The sequence below is a fragment of the Stenotrophomonas sp. YJH_SMC_122 genome, from assembly GCF_059369535.1.
Window position 1 is genome coordinate 17,316 of record NZ_JCAFST010000002.1, and the last position, 19,186, is coordinate 36,501.

The window sequence follows — 19,186 nt, forward strand, 5'->3', positions numbered from 1 at the left end:
CTCCCCTCCCCAACCTCGTCCCCGCCCCTACCGATGCCCGGTGAATTCAGTCTCCATGGAGTGTTCGTCCCGACCCTGCTCGGGTTGATGGTGTTGGCCTACCTGGTCAACAGCGGCCTGCACGCGCTGCTGCAGCGTGCCGGTGCCTATCGCCATGTCTGGCACCCGGCGCTGTTCAACCTGGCGCTGTACGGGATCGTGCTGGGCCTGCTGTTCCACCTCCTGCGTTGGATGCAATCGTGAACAAGATCGTGAAGAAGACCCTGCCGGTGCTGCTCACCAGCGCAGCCGTGATCGTCGCCCTGCTGGTGCTGCGCCAGCTGTGGGTCTATTACATGGATGAGCCGTGGACCCGCGACGCCCATGTCGGCGCCGACGTGGTGCAGGTGGCGCCGGATGTTTCGGGCCTGGTGGAAACGGTGAACGTGGCCGACAACCAGGCAGTAAAGAAGGGCGACCTGCTGTTCGTGGTCGATCGCGCCCGCTACCGCATCGCGCTGGAGCAGGCCAAGGCCAGCCTGGCCGAGCGCCAGGCCTCGGTGGCACAGCTGCGCCGCGAGATCGGCCGCGACCGCAGCCTGCAGGACCTGGTCGCCGCCGAGGACGCCGAAGTGCGCCGCGCCAAGCTGCAGGCCGCACAGGCGGCGCTGGCCACCGCACAGGCCGCAGTGGACCTGGCCGAGCTCAACCTGGGCCGCACCGAGGTGCGCGCGCCGGCCGACGGCCGGGTCAACGACCGCACGATGCGCGTGGGCGACTACGTGGTGGGCGGCAAGCCGGTGCTGGCGCTGCTGGATACCGGCTCGTTCCGCATCGATGGCTACTTCGAGGAGACCCGCCTGCGCGGCGTGGCGCCGGGGCAGCGCGTGGACATCCGCCTGATGGGCGAGTCGGCCCCGCTGCACGGCCATGTCGAGAGCATCGCCGCCGGCATCGAAGACCGCTACCGCAGCAACGGCAGCACCCTGCTGCCGAACGTGACCCCGGCCTTCGACTGGGTGCGCCTGGCCCAGCGCATTCCGGTGCGCATCGCCATCGACGAAGTGCCCAAGGGCGTTGAGCTGATTGCCGGCCGTACCGCCACGGTGACCGTGCAGACCACCAGCACCAAGCACGACGACAAGGCCGGCACCGTGCCGACACAGGCGGGCCTGTGAACGCCGCCCTGCCCCGTCTCGGCCTGATCGTCGCACTGGCCAGCCTGGCCGCGTGCAGGACCGTTGGCCCCGACTATGCACTGCCGGAAGGCTCGACCTTCAAGCGCCCGGAGGCCAATGCGGCCTTCATCGATACGCAGAACCCGCAGATTGCCGCCAACCAGGCGCTGCCCGACCGCTGGTGGTCGCTGTACAACGACCCGGTGCTGGACGGGCTGATCACCCAGGCACTGCGTGACAACGTGGAACTGAAGGCCGCCGATGCGCACCTGCGCCGTGCGGCGGCGGTATACGAACAGGCGCTGGACGCCGGTGGCTTCGAGTACGAAGCCGAGGCCGGGGTCAGCCGCGCGCAGCTGTCGGCCGAATCGTTCCTGCAGGAGCACGAACTGCCGGTGATCAACCTGGCCGATGGCAAGTTCGCGGTCAGCTACCAGTTCGACCTGTTCGGCAAGCTCAAGCGCGGCGCCGAGGCGGCGCGTGCCGACGAGCAGTCCGTTGCTGCGGCGCGCGACCTGGCCCAGGTCAGCGTGGTCGCGCAGGTCGCCGACAGCTACCTGGAAATCTGCCACGCCAACCACGAACTGCACGTGGCCGAGCATTCGCTGCAACTGCAGCAGCGCAGCCGCAGCGTCACCGAGCGCCTGATCGCGGCCGGCCGCGGCACGCCGCCGGAACTGGCCCGCGCCAATGCGCAGGTGGCACTGCTGGAAGCCGCGCTGCCGCCGCTGCGCGCGCAGCGTTCGGCGGCCGCCTATTCGCTGGCCGCGCTGCTTGGGAAAACCCCGGGCCAGCTACCAGCCGGCGTGATCGACTGTGCGCACGCGCCCAGCCTGGCGCAGCCGCTGCCGGTCGGTGACGGCCGGGCACTGCTGCAGCGCCGCCCGGACGTGCGCCAGGCCGAGCGCAAGCTGGCCTCGGCCACCGCGCGGATTGGCGTGGCCACCGCCGAGCTGTATCCGGACATCCGCCTCGGTGCCTCGGTGGGTGCGGCTGGCCTGCTGGAAGACTTCGGCACGCCGATGACCCAGCAGTGGTCGATCGGCCCGCTGATCTCGTGGACGCTGCCGTCGTCCGGTACCCACGCGCGCATCCACGCCGCCGAAGCCGGTGCCGACGCGGCCCTGGCCGAGTTCGACCACACCGTGCTGCAGGCGCTGCGCGAGACCCAGACCGCGCTGGACCGCTACGCCCAGGACCTGCGCCGCCTGCAGTCGCTGCGCACCGCGCAGGAACAGGCCGCATTGGCCGCCGAGCAGAACCGCCGCTTGTACCAGGGCGGCCGCACGCCGTACCTGTCCAGCCTGGATGCCGACCGCAGCCTGGCCACCAGCGATGCCACCCTGGCCGCCGCCGAAGCGCAGGTCTCGCGCGACCAGATCCATCTGTTCCTGGTGCTGGGTGGCGGCTGGCAGGCAACGGCCGCCAGCGCACAGGCATCGGCGAAGTAAGCCATGAACGCGCTGACCGATCGCCAGGCGTGGCTGTTCTCGATCAAGACCTACCTGGCCGCGGTGGCCGCGCTGTACATCGCCATGGCTGGCAACCTGTCGCGCCCGTACTGGGCCATGGGCACGGTGTACATCGTCAGCCAGCCCCTGCTGGGCCCGACCCGCGCCAAGGGCGTGTACCGCATCGTCGGCACCCTGGTGGCCGGGCTGGCCACGCTGCTGGTGCTGCCGGCGCTGGTGGAAACGCCGCTGGTACTGAGCGCGGCGATGTCGATCTGGCTGGCCGGGTGCCTGTTCATGGCCCTGCTCAACCGCGGCCCGCGCGGTTACGCGTTCCTGCTGGCCGGCTACACCACCGCCTTCATCGGCTTCCCGGCAGTGACCTCGCCGGAGACCATCTTCGACACCGTGGTGGCGCGCAGCGAGGAGATCATCCTCGGCACCGTGGTGGCGGTGCTGTTTGCTTCGCTGCTGTTCCCGGCTTCGGTGCGGCCGATGCTGCGCGCGCGCATCGGCAACTGGATGGAGGACGCCGCGCAGTGGTGCCGGCAGATCCTTGAACGTGGCCGCGCGCATGCGCCGCGCAACCGGCTGGCCGCCGACCTGGTGCAGTTCGAGGCACTGATCGAGTTCCTGCGCCGAGACGACCCGCGCCACGCCGGGTCTGCGGTGTCGATGGAGCGCCTGCGTGAGCGCATGCTGCTGCTGTTGCCGGTGCTGTCCTCGATTGCCGATCGGTTGAGCGCGCTGCGCAGCGGCGGCCAGGCCCTGCCCGAAGGGCTGCCGGCGCTGGTCGACGACATCCGCGATTGGCTGGACGGCCCGACCAACGCCAGCGAATACGCCCGCCTGCGCGCGCGCATCAGCGCGCTGAAGCCGCAGGTGGACCGCGACCTGCAGCACCTGCAGCTGGCCAGCCTGCTGCTGCGCCTGGAGGAGCTGGTCGACCTGTGGCAGGACTGCCGCACCCTGCAGCACGCGATCGACCACGGCACCGCGCCGCTGGACCGCGCGCACTACCGCATCCGCACCGAGCGCGTGGCCGCCGACAGGCACGTCGACTACGGCATGGCGCTGTTCTCCGCGCTCAGTGCCGGCGTGGCACTGATGAGCTACTGCGTGCTGTGGATCGCACTCGGTTGGGAGGGCGGTGGCAATGGCGCGATGATGGCCGCGGTGACCGCCGCGTTCTTCGCCGCACAGGACGATCCGGCCCCCAGCATGGTGCAGTTCCTGGTGTGGGCGATGGTCGCCTCGGTAGTGGCGGGCGTGTACCTGTTCGGCGTGTTTCCAGCCGTGCACGACTTCGGCCTGCTGGCGCTGGTGTTGGCGGTGGCCTTCCTGCCGCTGGGACTGCTGCTGCATCATCCCAAGAGTGCGCTGTTCGCGCTGCCGCTGACAGTCAACCTGGCTGCGTTGCTGAGCCTGCAGAACACCTACAGCGCCAACATCCAGGTCTTCCTCAACTCGTCGATCGCGATGTTCATCGGCATTGGCTTTGCAGTGGTGATGACCCGCCTGTTCCGTTCGGTAGGTGCCGAGTGGACCGCACGCCGGCTGGTGCGGCAGGGCTGGACCACGCTGGCCGAAGCCGCCGAAGGACGTGGCCAGCAGGACCGGCAGCGCTTCGCCGCACGCATGCTCGACCTGCTGGGCCTGCTCGCACCGCGCCTGGCGGCGACGCCGGAGGGCAGCGACATCGCCTCGGTGGACATGCTCAACGAGGCGCGCATCGGCCTGAACATCCTGCAGCTGCGCCGTGCACGGCTGGAACTGCCCGAGCGCAGCCGCGAAGCCGTCGAGCACATCCTGGAGGAGATCGCTGGGCACTACCGGCGGCAGATCGCGGCGCGCAAGCCGATGGTGGCGGCCGACGCGCTGCGCGAGCGGCTGGATACCTCGCTGGGACGGGTCGGCAGCGTGGCCGCCTGCAAGGCCCGCGACGAGGCGTTGATGGGCCTGATCGGCCTGCGCTTCGCGCTGTTCCCGGAGGCGAAGGCGCTGGCGCCGGGGTGGGCGGACACCGACGCTGCATCAGCCTGATAATGATCGGTGGCGCCGGGCGATGCCCGGCAGCCTTTTGCCACGGCAGCAGGATGGTTCAATGAGTTACGACATGATGGTGTTCGAGGCCAGCGCCGCGCCACGCGAGGCGGCGGCCTTCATCGCCTGGTTCGAAAAGCAGACGCAGTGGAACGAGCGCCACGAGTACGACGACCCGGCGGTCAGCAGCCCGGCGCTGCAGGCGTGGTTTGCGGAGATGGCGCAGGAGTTCCCGCCGTTGAACGGACCACTGAGCAACGACGATGACGATCGTGCCGAGGTGACCGAGTACAGCATCGGCCGCGAGGTGATCTACGGCGCGTTCGCCTATTCGGTGGCCGAGCGCGCGCACGGTCGCGTGCAGGATCTGGCCGAGAAGCACGGCGTGGGCTTCTTCGACGTGAGTGCGGATGAAGCGGCGATCGTGTTCCCGGATGGGCTGGTATTGATCGCTGAATGACTGGGGCGGCAGGGCTGCGCCCTGCACCTGCCGAATCAACGTCAACAGCAACGCCAAATGCGTGCTATCCGTGGGTTGGCGGGGTGGGTCCACGCCATGCGTGGATGAACGTCGGAATGATCGAAGTACGCTTTTGTAGAGTCGAGCCATGCTCGACTGCTTCTGCCTGGCGATCAGGTGAAGGGGTCAGAGCCCGTTCCCGATGGGAACGGGATCCGGCCCCGATTCAGAACAACGTGCCCTGCACCGTGGGCTGTTCGATGCGTGCCGGTGCTTCGGCCACCTCTTCCGCACCCAAGCGCCAAGCCAGACCACCCAACCGGCTGGCGTGGCGCTTCAACGCCGCCTGCAGCACGTCGGCGCTGCCGGCCACATGCAGCACCTGGCGGGCGCGGGTCAGGCCGGTGTAGACCAGTTCGCGCGACAGCACACGGCTGTCCTGGCGCGGCAGCTGCAACCACACTTCATCGAACTCCGAACCCTGTGCCTTGTGCACGGTCATCGCAAAGGCGCTTTCGTGCGCGGGTAGTGCCGCCGGGTGGAAGGCGCGCGGCTGGTCGACGCTGTCGCCGGGGAACCAGGCCACCATCGCGCCACTGCCATCGCGCAGGCAGATGCCGATATCACCGTTGAACAGGCGGTGCCGGTAGCTGTTCTCGGTGACCAGCAGCAGGCGGCCCTGGAAGTAGCCCGGGGTGTTGCCAGCCAGCAGCTGTTCGATGCGGCTGTTGAGCCCGCGCGCACCTTGCGGGCCTTCGCGCAGCGCGGTCAGCACGCGCAGGCGACCGGCCTGCTGCAGGGCACTTACCGGATCCGCGGCCTCGGCCAGTGCACGCCAATGGCCCAGCAGGTGCTCGCGTTGGCCGCGCAGTGGATCGGCTTCGCCTTCGTGGAAATGCACGCCGGCCAGTTCAGCACTGCGCAGCAGCTGCAACGCGGTGCCGCTGTCGCCTTCGCGCACGGCATGCGCCAGCGGTGCCAGGTCCAGCGCATCACTCTGCCGGTAGCCGCGCTGCAGCTGCACGCGACGGCCGGCGAAAGCGCGTGGTGCGGCCTGCGGCTGCAAGGTGGCCGGGGCCAGCAGGCCGTGCAGCGCCAGCGCGTCGTCGGCGCGGGTGCCGATGCCATCGCCGCTGGCACGCAGGATCGCACTGAGCACGTCGCCCGCTTCCACCGACGGCAGCTGGTCGGGATCACCGAGCAGGATCAGCCGCGTGCCGCTGGCGATCGCGTCAACCAGCTTGGCCATCATCGGCAGATCGATCATCGACGCTTCGTCGACCACCACCACATCCACCGGCAGCGGATTGTCGGCGTGGTGGCGGAAGCGCGGCGAATCCGGGATCACGCCGAGCAGGCGATGCAGGGTGGTGCCGGTACTGGGCAATGCCGCGCACAGCGCCGGGTCCACGCCGTGCTCCTGCAGGCGCTGCACGGCCTGCCGCAGGCTCTCTGCCATCCGCTCGGCGGCGCGACCGGTGGGCGCGGCCAGCGCCACCTCGGGCAGCGGCTGGCCGGCGTGCCGGGCCTGCGCGGCCAGAAGCAGCAACAGGCGTGCGATGGTCGTGGTCTTGCCGGTGCCGGGGCCGCCGGTGACCAGCGCCAGTGGATGACGCAGGGTCACCCCGGCCGCGCGTGCCTGGTGATCCTCGCTGCGCAATGCCTGCGGGAACAGCTGCACGAACAACGGCGCCAACGCTGCCATGTCCGGCGCGGGCATGGGATGCCGGCCGATGCGTTGCAGGCCGACCGCCAGCTGACGCTCGTACTCCCGGTAGCGGCGCAGGTAAAGCAGGCCGTTTTCCAGCACCAGCGGCGCATTCTCGGCGATGGCGTCGGCCTGGTCCGGCGTCGCTACCCACGGCGATGCACGCAACTGTGCCAGCCAGTCCTGAGCGGCAGGCCACTCGGGCACGCCTTCCAGCAACCGCTGCGGTTGAGCCGGATCGAACGCGGCGTGGCCCTGCGACACCGCCAGCGAAGCCAGCGCCGCCGCCAGTGCCACACTGTCGGGCGTGTCGTCGCGCAGCCGCTGCAGGCTGGTCGCCAATGCATGGTCGAGGGTGCGCAGCAGGCCCTTCTGGTGCAGCTCCTTCAGCAGGCTCATGCGCTGGCTCCACGGGCACGCGCGGCGAGCTGGGCCTGGGCCTGCTCGCCGCCGGCGAACAGCGCGTCGAGTGCATCCACCAGCGCGTACGGGAAACGATCCACGTGCACGCCATTGCCCGCGCCATCCAGGCCGCGGCAGAACAGGTAGCGGATGCCGCCCATGTCGCGCTCGTAGTCGTAGGCCGCGCCCAGGCGGAAGCGCAGCCAGCGATGCAGGGCCAAGGTGTAGATCAGCGCCTGCAGATCGTATTCGCTGTGGCGCATGGCAATGGCCAGAAGGTCCGGGCTGTAGCCGGGCAGGCGGTTGGACTTGTAGTCGAGCACGTACCACCGACCATCACGCACGTAGGTCAGGTCGATCATGCCGGTCATCAGCCCTTCCAGGCGGCGGCGCTGGCCGAAGCCTCGGCGACCACTGGAAACGCCGTGCGCATGCAGCACCTGCAGCAGGGCCGGCACCGTGGTTGGTTCGATGGCGAAATGGAAGTCAATTTCGGCGCGGCGCTCGCCTTCACCGAGGCTGTACAGCGCACCGCCTTCGGGCAGCGGTACGGTCAGCGTGTGGCCCACCAGCGGCACCAGCACCGCTACGCCATCGTCCAGATCGATGTCGGCATAGCCCTCATCGTGCAGCGCCTTGCGCAGCACCTCGGCCTGGCCCTCGGGAGCTTCCCGGCCTGGTTGCCAGTCAGCCCATGCGGCGAAGTCGACGTTCTCCATTGCCTCGTGCAGCACGTTGCCGAAGCGGCTGCCCATGAAACGCGGGTCGAGCGGCGCGCTGTCCTCGGCCGCCGCGGCGGGTTCCGGCAGTGCCGGTTCCAGCGGCAGCTCCGGGCCGGTGGGTTCGTCGGCTGCCGGCGCCGGCAGCGCGGTGGCGGCGGCTTCAATGTCACTGCCCGCGCCAGCATCGGCATGCGCCAGCTGGGTGAAGCTGTACACCCACCAGTCGTGCGGAACGCGCCGGGTCAGTGCACGCACCGCCGGAAGATCTCCTTCCACTTCGGCTGCCAGCTGCGGCAGCGCAGCCGGTACCTCACTGTCATCGATGCACACATCGGCATGCGCGCGCAGCGCCTGCAGGTCACCCAGCAGCGGTGCCAGCCGCGTCCTGCCGAGGCCGGCCAGATCACCCGCGGCGATCCACAGCGCGTGCTCGGCACGGGTCAGGCCGACGTACAGCAGGCGCGCATCCTCGGCACGCTGCTCGCGTTCGCGCTGCGCAGTGGCCGCTTCCCAGGCCTCGTCCTTGCCCAGCTTCCAGTGCAGCTGGCGCTGGCCTCCCACATGGACCGTGCAGTGCGAGGCGGTGTTCGGCGCACCGCCGTCGACGCCGACGAAGGGCAGGAACACCAGCGGGTACTCCAGGCCCTTGCTCTTGTGCAGGGTGATGATCTGCACGCGGCGCGCATCCGATTCCAGGCGCAGCAGCTGCTGCTCGTCATCCTGGTCGGCGCTGGTCATCTGGCCCTGCAGCCAGTCCAGCAGGCCGTGCATGCCCAGCGCTTGCGCCGAGGCTTCCTGCAGCAGTTCGCCCAGCTGCAGGTAATTGGTCAGGCGGCGCTCGCCATCGATCAGCGCCAGCAGGCGTTCGCCCTGTGCGGCGCAGACGTCGGCGATCACCGCGAACGGGCCGCCGCGCTGCCAGCGCTCGCGCCAATGCAGCAGCTGCGCCTGGAACCCGCGTTGCAGGTCGCCCTCGCGTTCCATCGCCGCAATCGCACTGGCACGCTGGCCGAGCAGGACCGTTGCCAGCGCGGCCCGCAGGCGGCCTTCGTCGGCCGGCTGCAGCAGCGCCAACAGCAGTGCACGGAGATCACGCGCTTCGCTGGTGGCGAACAGGCTCTGCTTGCCCGCTGCCACGGCAGGAATGCCGACCGCAGCCAGCGCGCGTTGCACCAGCGTGGCCTCGCGATGCGAACGCACCAGCACCGCGATGTCACCCGGCTGTACCGGGCGCCCGCGCAGCACCGCGTTGCCGGCGCGCGCCTCGACCAGGATCTGGTGGATCGCCGCCACACAGGCGCGGGTCGCTGCCTCACGCGAGGCATCGGCACTCATCGCCTTGTCACCGCCACTGCGCAGCACGTGCAGGGTGAGTGCCGGGGCGGCATGGCCGTCGCGCTGGTAGTCCGCATCGCTGCGCACGCCACCGGGCCGCACCGGCTCGAACTGGATGTCACGCTCGAGGAAGGCGTCTTCGCCACCGTTGTCGTACAGCGCCTGCAGCGCGCGCAGCACGGCCGGTCGCGAGCGGAAGTTCTGGTCAAGCACCGGCGCCTGTTGCGCCGCCCGCTTGGCCTTCAGGTAAGTGTGGATGTCACCGCCGCGGAAACCGTAGATCGCCTGCTTGGGATCGCCGATCAGGAACAGCGCCGGTGCCAGGCCGAGCTCGCGCACCTCCGGTGAGTCGCCGAACACGGTGTGGAAAATGCCCCACTGACGGTCGTCGGTATCCTGGAACTCATCGACCAGCGCGATGCGGTACTGCGCGCGCAGCTGCTTGACCAGTGCCAGCCGCTGCGGGCCTTCCAGGGCCAGTGCCACGCCATCGATCAGATCGTCGTAGGTCTGCACCCGACGGGTGCGCTTCAGTGCCTGCAGGCGCTGTCTGGCTTCGGCACGAAGCACGTGCAGGAAGTTCAACGCGGTGGCACGCAGCCAGGCATCGCGTTCGGCCAGAAGCGCGACATAGCGGGCCAACGGCGCCTGCAATGGCGACGATGGCGTGCGCTCGGCGAATTTCTTGTTGGTCTTGGCCGCCATCGCCTCCGGCAGCAGTGCCGGCAGGCGCTCGCTGGTCAGCAGCTCGCGCGGGTCTGCGCGCTCGGCCCAGCCCAGCAGTTGCCGGCCCAGCGGGTGCAGCCAGCCCAGCTTGTAGGACACGCCGTTGATCCATTTGTTGTCGACCGCATCGCAGAGGTCGATGAAGAACTGCTCGCCATGCTCGCGCAGCGCCTGCTGCAGTTCGGAGGCAGTGGCCTGCAATGCCGGGTGTGGATCGGCCAGCGCCACCGCCTGTGGCAACGGGTGCAGCGGTGGCGCGGCCAGCAGAGCGCGCAGATCGGCGGCCAGTGCGTCGGGGGTGGACCACAGCCAGGTCAGCGGTTCCAGCGTGGCCGGGTCATTGGCATGCACGCGCCACAGATCGGCCGCGAGCTCCTCCAGCAGTTCACGATCGCTGGCCAGCAGTTCCGGCGGATCAAAGGTGTGGCCGCTTTCCAGCGCGTGCTCGCGCAGCACGCGGGTGCAGAAGCCGTGGATGGTGAAGATGGATGCCAGGTCGATCTCGTCGGCGGCCACCTGCAGGCGGCGTTTCAGTGCGGCGGCGCTCTCGGTGCCGCCCTGCAGATGGCGCTGCAGCACCTCGCGGGTCAGCCGCACGTCCGGCGCTTCGCCTTCGACCGGTTCCAGATCGACCAGGCGTGCGGCCAGCGCCAGGCGCTCGCGGATGCGCTTGCGCAGTTCCTGGGTAGCCGCATCGGTGAAGGTCACCGCCAGGATCTGTCCGATGCGCAGGCCCTGCTCCACCACCAGGCGGGTAAACAGCGTGGCCAGGGTGAAGGTCTTGCCGGTACCGGCGCTGGCTTCGATCAGGCGGATGCCCTCCAGCGGCAGGGCCAGATAGGGATCGCGGCTGAAGGATTCGAGGCCGTCTTCGGCGATGGCGGTGTTCATGCGTTGCCCTCCTGGCGTGCTTCGGTGCCGAGAGCGCGGCCTTCGCGCACCGCGCTGAAGACCAGCTGGCTGTTGCGCAGCAGGTCAGCGTAGCCGGCATCGGTAGCGAACGGGTCGGCCCCGCGCAGCAGCAGCTGCCAGGCGTCGCTGCTGGATTCACCCCAGCTGCGGTCGCTGCCGTGCCACTGCTTCCAGCCCTCGCTGCGCTGTTTCTCTGCCGGCGCGTTGTACAGCACCCAGCCGGTATACGGGGCAAAGCGCAGCGGCTCACGCAGGCCGCGCTGGCGCAACTGCAGCAGCGCGCGCAGCGCCGCGCGTGCAGCAGGCACGCTCAGTGCCGGCAGTACATGCGGGCCGGGACCGGCGTCGCCGCCATCGTGGAACTGCACAAGGGGCAGTGCGTCGCCGGCGGCGTTGGCCAGCAGCCAGTCCAGGCCCTGGCGGATCACTGCATTGCCATTGAGCGTGCCGGCGCGCAGCCGCACCAGGCCTTCGGGATGCCGATCGGCCACGCGGCCGTGCAGGCGCACGCCGTCGATCTCCACTTCGTAGCGACGGCTTTCAAGCGGCTCGCCCTGCATCCAGTCCAGCAACGCACTGGCATACGGGCGGGTCTTCAACTGCTCCACCTCGAACTGGCGCTGGCCCAATGGACCGGACGGCAGCAGGCCACGCGCGCGCAGCCGCGGGTACAGCGGCTCGGTATCGCCGCTGAGCGTGGCGCGCACCACCGCCGCATGTACGCTGCGCTTTTCCGGGCCGCGCGATGACAGCACCAACGGTTCCAGGTCATCAACTTCCCCGGCATCGTCGGCCAGGCGCAGGCCCATCGACTGTGCGAGGAACTGCCCGGCCGGGTCGCACAGGAAGCGGCGCAGGGTGTCGAGCGCGAGCTCGTCTTCCACCGCATCGTCGGGCGGCGGCGGCAGAGGGGCATCGAACCACGGCTGCAGGCCCCCACGCTGGCCGGTGAGGCTGCCGGCAGCGGGATGCCATTGCCGCCGATAGCTGAAGCGGCGTGGATCACCATCTCCGAACGCCGCAGGTGAGAACGGCTGCAGTGCATGGCGCACGGTAAAGCTGCGGGCCGCCGCAGGCGGATCGAGGTGATACGCGGCGGCGGCATCGATCAGTTCGCTGACCAGCACCGACGGCTCACGCACGCTGCCATCGCGTGGATCGGCGCCGAGGTAGCTGAGGTAGAACACCTCCTGCGCGGCGGCGAACAGCTGCAGGAACAGGAAGCGGTCGTCTTCGCGGGTGGAGCGATCGCCCGGGCGGCGGCGTGGCGTGTCCAGCTCGGCGGTGAGCTGGTTGAGACCGGCAGCTGGGTCGCGACGCGGGAAATCGCCATCATTGAGACCGAGCACGCAGATCACCCGGAACGGCAGCAGGCGCATCGGCACCATGCGGCCGAAACTGATGCCACCGGTCAGCAGCGGCGCGCGCGTATCGGCCTCGCCCAGTACGCCGGCGAAGTGCGAACGCACCACCTCAGGCGGCACGCCGTCTTCGAACCCGGCCTTGGCGGCATCGTCGGCGAACTGATTCAGCAGCTTGCGCAGGCGCTCGAGGGCACGCTGGCTGTTGGGCGAGCTGGGCGCGGTCGGCAGCAGCGCGTCCAGCAGCGACAGCAGCCGTTGCCGCCACTGCGCCGGGGTCAGCAGCTCGCCGAGGCGACGCTGGTAGACCGCCAGCACGCGCAGCAGCCGCAGCAGCCGGTCCAGTGCTTCCAGCGCGCCGCCCTCCAGCTCGATCCACGGAGCCACGCCGGCCAGGTCCGCCTCGCTGCCGGTGGCGTGACCGAGCACCAGGCGGTCCAGTGCGAACTGCCAGGTGTAGGCGTCGTCGGCCGGCGCCTGGTGCTGGTTGCGGTGCTTCGCATCCAGGCCCCAACGTGCGCCGGCCTGCTGCAGCCAGCCATGCAGGCGATCGAAGTCCACTGCCTCCAGCCCGGCCGCTTCGGCCAGCGGCGCGCTGGCCAGCAGGTCCAGCACTTCATTCAGGCCAAAGCGCGACACCGGCAGGCCCAGCAGGTGCACGAACACATCGGCCAGCGGCTCCCCCGCGAGCGGGCTGCTGTCGGCCAGCGCGTAGGGAATGTGCTCCTCCTCGCCGCCGCGGCCGCCGAACACCGCTTCCAGGTACGGCACATAGGGATCGATGTCCGGTGCAAGCACCGCGATCTCGCGCGCCTGCAGCGGTGGGTCGAAGCGCGGGTCCTGCAACAGGCTTCTGAGCTGGTCGTGCAGCACCTGCAGCTCGCGCAGCCGGGTGTGGCAGGCATGCACCTGCAGGCTGGGGTCGTCGCTGCGCAGCCCATCACGCAGCTCGCCCGAGGGCAGTGCGCGACGGTGGAACAGATCGCGCTGCAGGCGATGCAGCAGGCTGTCGGACAGGCCGCCTTCGTCCAGGGTCGGCCGGGTGTCTTCTTCCGGATCCGAATACGCGGCAATCTCGCCGGCCGGGTGCACCACCTCGTAGCTGCCCAGCACCGCCATGAAGTCGCGGCCGGCCGCACCCCAGGCTTCCAGCAGGCGGTTCTCACCGGCCGCTTCACCGAAGGGATCGGGCGCGCCGCTGCGCAGGCGCTCGGCCAGCGTCTGCAGGTCACCCCAGTACGACTGCACCGGGGTGGGCATATAGAAGTGCAGCTCGCCCACCCGCGCCTGGGTGGCCATCACCCGCAGCACATCGGGCGAGATGTTGAGCGTTGCGAACGCGGACATGCGCGGCGGCAGGCCCTGCGGCAGCGGCTGGCCGGCGCCCTCGAAGCGATCCAGGTACGCCTGGATGCGGCGCGCGCGGTAGTCGCGGCCATGGGCGATGGTGCGCCACAGGATCGCCTGCGGGTCGGCCGGGTCGGCGCCGGCCTCCCAGCGCAGCAACCAGTCGCGGCGCCAGGCCTGGTACTTCTCGAACACCGACGCCAGTTCACCGGCCAGTGCCCACGGCTTCAGGGCGTCGCCGCCGGCAAGATAGGACTGCAGCGCGCGCATCGGTGGCTGCGCCAGCAGCGCCGGGTCGCGCAGTGCCTGGTACAGCTTCCAGTGCAGGCCCGCCGCGTCCAGGTCGTCGTGTTCGCCCGGCACATTGGCATTGAGTGCACGGGCAACGAACTCGCCCGGGGTCAGGAACTCGAGGTTGGCGGCCACGCCATATTCGGCAGCGAGTGTCGCTTGCAGCCAACGCCGCATCGCCACCTGCGGGATCAGCACCACCTCCGGCGCGAGCAGCGGCTGGCCCGGAACCGGCACACGCACGTTGCGCGCCAGCAGCGCAGCCAGCACGTCCAGGGAGTTGGAATGGTAGAGGCGGAAATCGCTGCCCGGGTCACTCATCATGCACAGTGTGCAGCACGGCAGGCAGTATTCAATGGCCCGCCCATCGCCGGTACGGATTGTTCCGCGCCGCCGGCCGATTGTCCCGGCCTGGCAAGGGTCTTGCCGTGCCACAATACTGGACCGTCCAGTCTGCTTATGTTCAGCCGATGGGCCCGATCCTTCGATGTCTAAAAAACGTTAATGGTGCCCATGTCGGCTTCCACCTCCAGTCTGGTGCAGTTATCCAACGTCCGCATCGACCGGAGCGGGCGCACGATCCTGCGTGACGTGTCGCTGCAGGTGCCCAAGGGCAGCATCACGGCCGTGCTGGGCCCGTCCGGCAGTGGCAAGTCGACTCTGCTGGCGGCACTGACCGGCGAACTGCGTCCGGTCGCCGGCGAGGTCACCCTGTTCGGCAAGCCGATTCCGCATGACAGCGGCGCGCTGCTGGAAATGCGCAAGAGCGTGGGTGTGCTGCTGCAGGGCAACGGCCTGCTGACCGATCTGACCGTCGCCGAAAACGTCGCGCTGCCGCTGCGCACGCATACCCGCCTGCCGACCGCCGTGCTGCGCCGCCTGGTGGAAATGAAGCTGCACGCCGTGGGTCTGCTGGCCGCTGCCGATGCCTGGCCGCGCGAACTGTCCGGCGGCATGGCGCGCCGCGTGGCGCTGGCCCGCGCGCTGGCACTGGATCCGCCACTGATGATCTACGACGAGCCGCTGACCGGGTTGGACCCGATCGCCTCCGGCGTGATCATGAGCCTGATCCAGCGCCTCAACCACAGCCTGGGGCTGACCAGCATCATCGTCAGCCACCACGTGCACGAGACCCTGCCGATCTGCGACCAGGTGATCGCCATCGCCAATGGCGGCATCGTGTTCCAGGGCACGCCCGAGGCGCTGCAGTCCAGCCAGGACCCGCTGCTGCGGCAGTTCCTGCACGGCCAGCCCGATGGCCCCATTCCGTTCGATGCCGCGCCGCGCGCGAGGGTCGCCTGATGCCGTTCGTCCAAGCCACCCGCTCGCTGGGTCGCGCCGGCCTGTTCTCGCTGACCGTGCTGCGTGGTTCGCTGCCGACCCGTGATTTCCTGGCCGAGCTGACCCGCGAGATCTACAAGATCGGCGCACGCTCGCTGCCGATCATCGCCGTCGGTGGTGCCTTCGTCGGCCTGGTGCTGACCCTGCAGGGCTACCGCACGCTGACCACCTTCGGTGCGGCCGACGCGCTGTCGACCCTGCTCGGCCTGTCGCTGTACCGGGAACTGGCGCCGGTGCTGACCGCGCTGCTGTTCATCGGCCGCGCCGGCAGCTCGATCGCCGCCGAACTGGGCCTGATGCGCGCCACCGATCAGATCAAGGCACTGGAGCTGATGGCGATCGACCCGGTGGCCAAAGCCGTCGCGCCGCGCTTCTGGGCGGCGGTGCTGACCGTGCCGCTGCTGACCGGCATCTTCTGCTCGCTGGCGATCAGCGCCAGCTACTTCGAAGCGGTGCACGTGCTGGGCCTGGACAATGGCGTGTTCTGGTCGGCACTGCGCAACAGCGTCGATTTCTGGGATGACTTCGGCGTGGCGATGCTGAAGTCGGCGATCTTCGGCGGCACCGCAGCGCTGGTCGCCGCCTATGTTGGTTTCCACGCCGAGCCGACCATCGAGGGCACCTCGGTGGCGACCACCCGTGCGGTGGTCAATGCCTCGCTGCTGGTGCTGATGTTCAACTTCGTGCTGTCGGCAATGTTGTTCACCTAACCCCTCCACCGGCGGTGCGCATGCGCGCGCGGCCACCACGACTCGATCAGGTAATCCACATGGCCATCCGCGGTCCCAGACTCGAATTCTCCGTCGGCGCCTTCCTGCTGCTGGCCCTGGCCTCGCTGATGGTGCTGGCCGTGGCCTCGACCAACCAGCGCTGGAGCTGGGGCAGCCAGGGCTACGAGCTGAAGGCGCGCTTCTCCCAGGTCGGCCAGCTGCGCAAGCAGGCGCCGGTGAAGATCGGCGGCGTCACCGTCGGCCAGGTCGCCTCCATCGACCTGGATCCGGTGAAGTTCGAATCCATCGTGACCCTGCGCATGGACAGCAAGGTCAAGGACCTGCCGGCGGACACCTCGGCGGGCATCTTCACCAGTGGTTTGCTCGGCGAGAGCTATATCGGTCTGCAGCCGGGCGGTGACCCGGACGTGCTGAAGGCCGGTGACGAGATCGTCTTCACCCAGCCGGCGGTGGACCTGATCCAGCTGGTTGGCAAGTACATGTTCAGTGGCGGCGCCGGTGGCGGCGCCGCTCAGAAGCCCAACGATGGCGCGCAGGCGCCTGCAACGGAACCGCAACCATGAAAATGAAACTGATCCCCGCCCTGCTCGCCTCGGCGCTGCTGATGGCCACCCCGTTCCTTGCCCAGGCCCAGGCGGCCGCCCCGGCCGCTGCCGCAGCGCAGGGCCAGGCCGGCAAGGTGGTGATCGACGCCAGCACGCGCATTCTGACCACGCTGCAGCAGCGCCGCAGCGAGTTCAGCAGCAACCCGGCCAGCCTGCGCAGCTACATCGACAGCGAACTGAACCGCACCTTCGACCGCGACTATGCGGCACGCCTGGTGCTGGGCCCGCACGCCCGCGGCGCCTCCGACGCCGACATCAAGCTGTTCGCCGATGCGATGGCCGACAGCCTGATGCAGCGCTACGGTTCGACCCTGCTCAACATCCAGGGCAAGCCGAGCTTCCGCCTGAAGGGTGAAAGCCCGCTGCCGGGCAACCGTGGCGTGCGCGTCAGCACCGAACTGGTGCGCGCCGGCAACGAACCGACCCCGGTCGAGTACTGGATGCGCAACGTGAACGGCCAGTGGAAGATCTTCGACGTCAACATCGAAGGCATTTCCTACGTGCAGACCTTCCGCAACCAGTTCGATACTCCCTTGCGCCAGAAGGGCATCAAGCAGGTGGCCAGCGAGCTGCGCAGCGGCAGCATGCAGGCCGGGCCGGCGGGCAATGGCAAGTAACGCACTGGCGCTGCTGGAAGGCGACACCCTGCGCCTGCGCGGGGTGCTCGACCGTGCCGCGGTGATTGCACTGTGGCCGCAACTGCAGGCCCTGCCAGCCAAGCTGGCGCGGCTGGAGCTGGGTGAGGTCGAGCGCGTGGACAGCGCCGGCCTGGCCCTGCTGGCCGAACTGGCCTCCCGGGCACGCAAGGCGGGCCATGCGCTGGCCATTTCCGGCGCGCCGGCCGGCTTCAACGAGCTGAGCGCAGCCTACCGGCTGTCGCCCGACCTGGACTTCAACGCTACTTCTGCTGCGAGCTGACATGAACGTCGTACGCACTTTCCCCCTGATCCTCCTGGCCACCGCCCTGACCGCCTGTGCCGGCAAGCCCGCGCGCAGCGACGCACCGGTCGCCAGCACCGTGGTCGCGGCCGGCCCTGCTGCCGAAGCGCCGGCCGCAACGGCCGATACCGGCGTGGTCGGTACTGCTCCGGTTGCTTCCGTGGCCAACCCGGCGACGCCTGCCGCTGCGGCGCCGACAGCTGCGCCGCAGGGCGCAGAGGCCAGCCCACCGAAGACCGCAGCATCCTCCGCCGCCAGCGACGATGATTTCGACGCCCTGTATGGTGGCACCGGCAACACCGGCAGTGCGGCGGCCTACGATCCGTGGGAACCTTTCAACCGCAAGGTCCACAAGTTCAACAATGCGGTCGACCGAGGTGTGGCCCGCCCGCTGGCCACCGCCTATACCCATGTGGTGCCGCGCTTCGCGCGTACCGGCGTCAGCAACTTCTTCAGCAACCTGCGTGCGCCGGTGACCATCACCAACCAGCTGCTGCAGGGCCGCGGTGCCGATGCGTGGGACAGCCTCGGCCGCTTCCTGATGAACAGCACGCTGGGCATCGGTGGCCTGTTCGATCCGGCCAGCAAGGCGATGGTGCCGCGTCGCAATGAAGATTTCGGCCAGACCCTGGGTGCCTGGGGCTGGCGTCGTTCGCGCTACGTGGAACTGCCGTTCTTCGGCCCGCGTACCGTGCGCGATGTGTTCGGCCTGGCCGGTGACATCCCGTTGTCGCCGATCCGCCGAATCGAAGAGGACAAGGTCCGCATCGGCCTGCAGGGCCTGCAGCTGGTCGATACCCGCGCGCAGCTGCTGGCGATCGACGATCTGCGCGACACCGCCGTGGACGAGTACTCGCTGGTGCGCGATGCGTGGATGCAGCGCCGCAACTACCAGATCGAGAACGATCTGCGCAGCAAGCGCGACCGCGGCCATGATGATGCCAATTCGCCGATCCCCGTGGATGCGATGCCGATGCCGAACTGGAGCAACTGATCGCTGCAACCCGTGCATGAAAAAACCCCGCCTCGGCGGGGTTTTTCTTTTCCGGCAGGTGCCAACCTGGATTGGCACGCTTTGCTCAGGCCACCAGCGCGGCCTCGATGGCGTCACGCAGGCGCACGTCATCGGCCGCCACGTCCGGGGCAAAGCGTGCAACCACCTTGCCATCGCGGCCGACCAGGAACTTCTCGAAGTTCCACAGCACTGCCGGTGCCGGATGGATCGGGATCTCCTTGCTGGCCAGGCGCTCGCGCAGCGGGCCTTCGCCGATCGACTGCGGTTGCGCGGCGGTCAGCTGCTGGTACAGCGGGTGGGTGTCTTCGCCAGCCACGCTGATCTTGGAGAACATCGGGAAACTGACATCGTAGGTGAGCTGGCAGAACTGCTGGATCTCGGCCTCGCTGCCCGGCTCCTGGCCAAGGAAGTTGTTGGCGGGGAAGCCCAGCACTTCCAGGCCCTGCGCATGCTTTTCCGCATACAGCGCCTGCAGGCCTTCGTACTGCGGGGTCAGGCCGCACTTGGAGGCGACGTTGACCAGCAGCAGCACCTTGCCCTGGTAGTCGGCAAGCGAGGACGGCTGGCCGTCGATGGTGGTGAGGGGAATGTCCTGGATCGGGGTGCTCACGCGAGGCTCCGGCTACGGCGGGAATGGCCC

General features: G+C 69.1%; 15 protein-coding genes. 11 read left to right on the forward strand and 4 right to left on the reverse strand.

Features of this window, described 5'->3' with window-relative positions:
* Positions 1-33 precede the first annotated feature (33 nt).
* The 5 genes from AC5P66_RS03670 to AC5P66_RS03690 all read left to right on the forward strand — a co-directional run bounded on the left by AC5P66_RS03670 (position 34) and on the right by AC5P66_RS03690 (position 5,111).
* On the forward strand, positions 34-243 hold the full coding sequence (locus AC5P66_RS03670) for a DUF1656 domain-containing protein (RefSeq protein ID WP_025875651.1): 210 nt from the start codon (positions 34-36) through the stop codon (positions 241-243).
* Positions 240-1,157 carry an efflux RND transporter periplasmic adaptor subunit gene (locus tag AC5P66_RS03675; RefSeq protein WP_181452414.1) on the forward strand — a complete coding sequence of 306 codons (918 nt, stop codon included), beginning with the start codon at positions 240-242 and terminating at the stop codon, positions 1,155-1,157. The genes AC5P66_RS03670 and AC5P66_RS03675 overlap by 4 nt, the downstream gene beginning before the upstream one ends.
* Positions 1,154-2,608 (forward strand): efflux transporter outer membrane subunit, encoded by a 1,455-nt coding sequence (locus tag AC5P66_RS03680; protein WP_111096981.1) that lies wholly within the window; start codon positions 1,154-1,156, stop codon positions 2,606-2,608. The genes AC5P66_RS03675 and AC5P66_RS03680 overlap by 4 nt, the downstream gene beginning before the upstream one ends.
* A gap of 3 nt (positions 2,609-2,611) precedes the next feature.
* Positions 2,612-4,651 carry an FUSC family protein gene (locus tag AC5P66_RS03685; RefSeq protein WP_478483665.1) on the forward strand — a complete coding sequence of 680 codons (2,040 nt, stop codon included), beginning with the start codon at positions 2,612-2,614 and terminating at the stop codon, positions 4,649-4,651.
* A gap of 61 nt (positions 4,652-4,712) precedes the next feature.
* Positions 4,713-5,111, forward strand: coding sequence for a hypothetical protein (locus AC5P66_RS03690; protein ID WP_111191794.1), 399 nt, complete (start codon positions 4,713-4,715; stop codon positions 5,109-5,111).
* Positions 5,112-5,337: 226 nt separating this feature from the next.
* Here AC5P66_RS03690 and recD read toward each other — a convergent pair whose 3' ends face one another.
* Genes recD through recC form a run of 3 tightly spaced genes read right to left on the reverse strand, consistent with a single transcriptional unit; the run spans position 5,338 to position 14,239 of the window.
* Positions 5,338-7,218: an exodeoxyribonuclease V subunit alpha gene (gene recD, locus AC5P66_RS03695; RefSeq protein WP_099494982.1), complete on the reverse strand. Its 1,881-nt coding sequence runs from the start codon at positions 7,216-7,218 to the stop codon at positions 5,338-5,340.
* On the reverse strand, positions 7,215-10,895 hold the full coding sequence (gene recB, locus AC5P66_RS03700) for an exodeoxyribonuclease V subunit beta (RefSeq protein WP_099494983.1): 3,681 nt from the start codon (positions 10,893-10,895) through the stop codon (positions 7,215-7,217). Before recB ends, recD begins: the two co-directional genes overlap by 4 nt.
* A complete protein-coding gene (gene recC, locus AC5P66_RS03705; RefSeq protein ID WP_099494984.1) occupies positions 10,892-14,239 on the reverse strand; it encodes an exodeoxyribonuclease V subunit gamma in 3,348 nt (1,115 codons plus the stop codon). Before recC ends, recB begins: the two co-directional genes overlap by 4 nt.
* A gap of 189 nt (positions 14,240-14,428) precedes the next feature.
* Between recC and AC5P66_RS03710 the strand changes: the two genes are divergently transcribed.
* The 6 genes from AC5P66_RS03710 to AC5P66_RS03735 are packed head-to-tail and all read left to right on the forward strand — an operon-like array spanning position 14,429 to position 18,525.
* Complete coding sequence (locus tag AC5P66_RS03710) at positions 14,429-15,217, forward strand: ABC transporter ATP-binding protein (protein WP_014039019.1); 789 nt, start codon at positions 14,429-14,431, stop codon at positions 15,215-15,217.
* A complete protein-coding gene (locus AC5P66_RS03715) occupies positions 15,217-15,966 on the forward strand; it encodes an MlaE family lipid ABC transporter permease subunit (RefSeq protein WP_005414955.1) in 750 nt (249 codons plus the stop codon). Before AC5P66_RS03710 ends, AC5P66_RS03715 begins: the two co-directional genes overlap by 1 nt.
* 59 nt (positions 15,967-16,025) lie before the next feature.
* Positions 16,026-16,550: an outer membrane lipid asymmetry maintenance protein MlaD gene (gene mlaD, locus AC5P66_RS03720; RefSeq protein ID WP_005411706.1), complete on the forward strand. Its 525-nt coding sequence runs from the start codon at positions 16,026-16,028 to the stop codon at positions 16,548-16,550.
* Positions 16,547-17,209, forward strand: a complete 663-nt coding sequence (locus AC5P66_RS03725; protein WP_049417178.1) for an MlaC/ttg2D family ABC transporter substrate-binding protein — start codon at positions 16,547-16,549, stop codon at positions 17,207-17,209. The genes mlaD and AC5P66_RS03725 overlap by 4 nt, the downstream gene beginning before the upstream one ends.
* On the forward strand, positions 17,199-17,510 hold the full coding sequence (locus tag AC5P66_RS03730) for an STAS domain-containing protein (protein WP_049417176.1): 312 nt from the start codon (positions 17,199-17,201) through the stop codon (positions 17,508-17,510). The genes AC5P66_RS03725 and AC5P66_RS03730 overlap by 11 nt, the downstream gene beginning before the upstream one ends.
* A 1-nt stretch (position 17,511) precedes the next feature.
* Positions 17,512-18,525 carry an MlaA family lipoprotein gene (locus tag AC5P66_RS03735; RefSeq protein ID WP_099486009.1) on the forward strand — a complete coding sequence of 338 codons (1,014 nt, stop codon included), beginning with the start codon at positions 17,512-17,514 and terminating at the stop codon, positions 18,523-18,525.
* Between the two features lie 85 nt (positions 18,526-18,610).
* On the opposite strand, the gene AC5P66_RS03740 is transcribed toward AC5P66_RS03735, so the two are convergent.
* Positions 18,611-19,156: a glutathione peroxidase gene (locus tag AC5P66_RS03740; RefSeq protein WP_049417173.1), complete on the reverse strand. Its 546-nt coding sequence runs from the start codon at positions 19,154-19,156 to the stop codon at positions 18,611-18,613.
* Between the last annotated feature and the right edge of the window lie 30 nt (positions 19,157-19,186).

What these genes read in the sequence shown, in the direction of transcription:
- recD (WP_099494982.1), bottom strand. Translation starts at nt 7,218, where the DNA reads ATGAGCCTGCTGAAGGAGCTGCACCAGAAGGGCCTGCTGCGCACCCTC.
- AC5P66_RS03690 (WP_111191794.1), top strand. Translation starts at nt 4,713, where the DNA reads ATGAGTTACGACATGATGGTGTTCGAGGCCAGCGCCGCGCCACGCGAG.
- recB (WP_099494983.1), bottom strand. Translation starts at nt 10,895, where the DNA reads ATGAACACCGCCATCGCCGAAGACGGCCTCGAATCCTTCAGCCGCGAT.
- AC5P66_RS03710 (WP_014039019.1), top strand. Translation starts at nt 14,429, where the DNA reads ATGTCGGCTTCCACCTCCAGTCTGGTGCAGTTATCCAACGTCCGCATC.
- AC5P66_RS03715 (WP_005414955.1), top strand. Translation starts at nt 15,217, where the DNA reads ATGCCGTTCGTCCAAGCCACCCGCTCGCTGGGTCGCGCCGGCCTGTTC.
- AC5P66_RS03685 (WP_478483665.1), top strand. Translation starts at nt 2,612, where the DNA reads ATGAACGCGCTGACCGATCGCCAGGCGTGGCTGTTCTCGATCAAGACC.
- recC (WP_099494984.1), bottom strand. Translation starts at nt 14,239, where the DNA reads ATGATGAGTGACCCGGGCAGCGATTTCCGCCTCTACCATTCCAACTCC.
- AC5P66_RS03670 (WP_025875651.1), top strand. Translation starts at nt 34, where the DNA reads ATGCCCGGTGAATTCAGTCTCCATGGAGTGTTCGTCCCGACCCTGCTC.
- AC5P66_RS03735 (WP_099486009.1), top strand. Translation starts at nt 17,512, where the DNA reads ATGAACGTCGTACGCACTTTCCCCCTGATCCTCCTGGCCACCGCCCTG.
- AC5P66_RS03725 (WP_049417178.1), top strand. Translation starts at nt 16,547, where the DNA reads ATGAAAATGAAACTGATCCCCGCCCTGCTCGCCTCGGCGCTGCTGATG.
- AC5P66_RS03730 (WP_049417176.1), top strand. Translation starts at nt 17,199, where the DNA reads ATGGCAAGTAACGCACTGGCGCTGCTGGAAGGCGACACCCTGCGCCTG.
- mlaD (WP_005411706.1), top strand. Translation starts at nt 16,026, where the DNA reads ATGGCCATCCGCGGTCCCAGACTCGAATTCTCCGTCGGCGCCTTCCTG.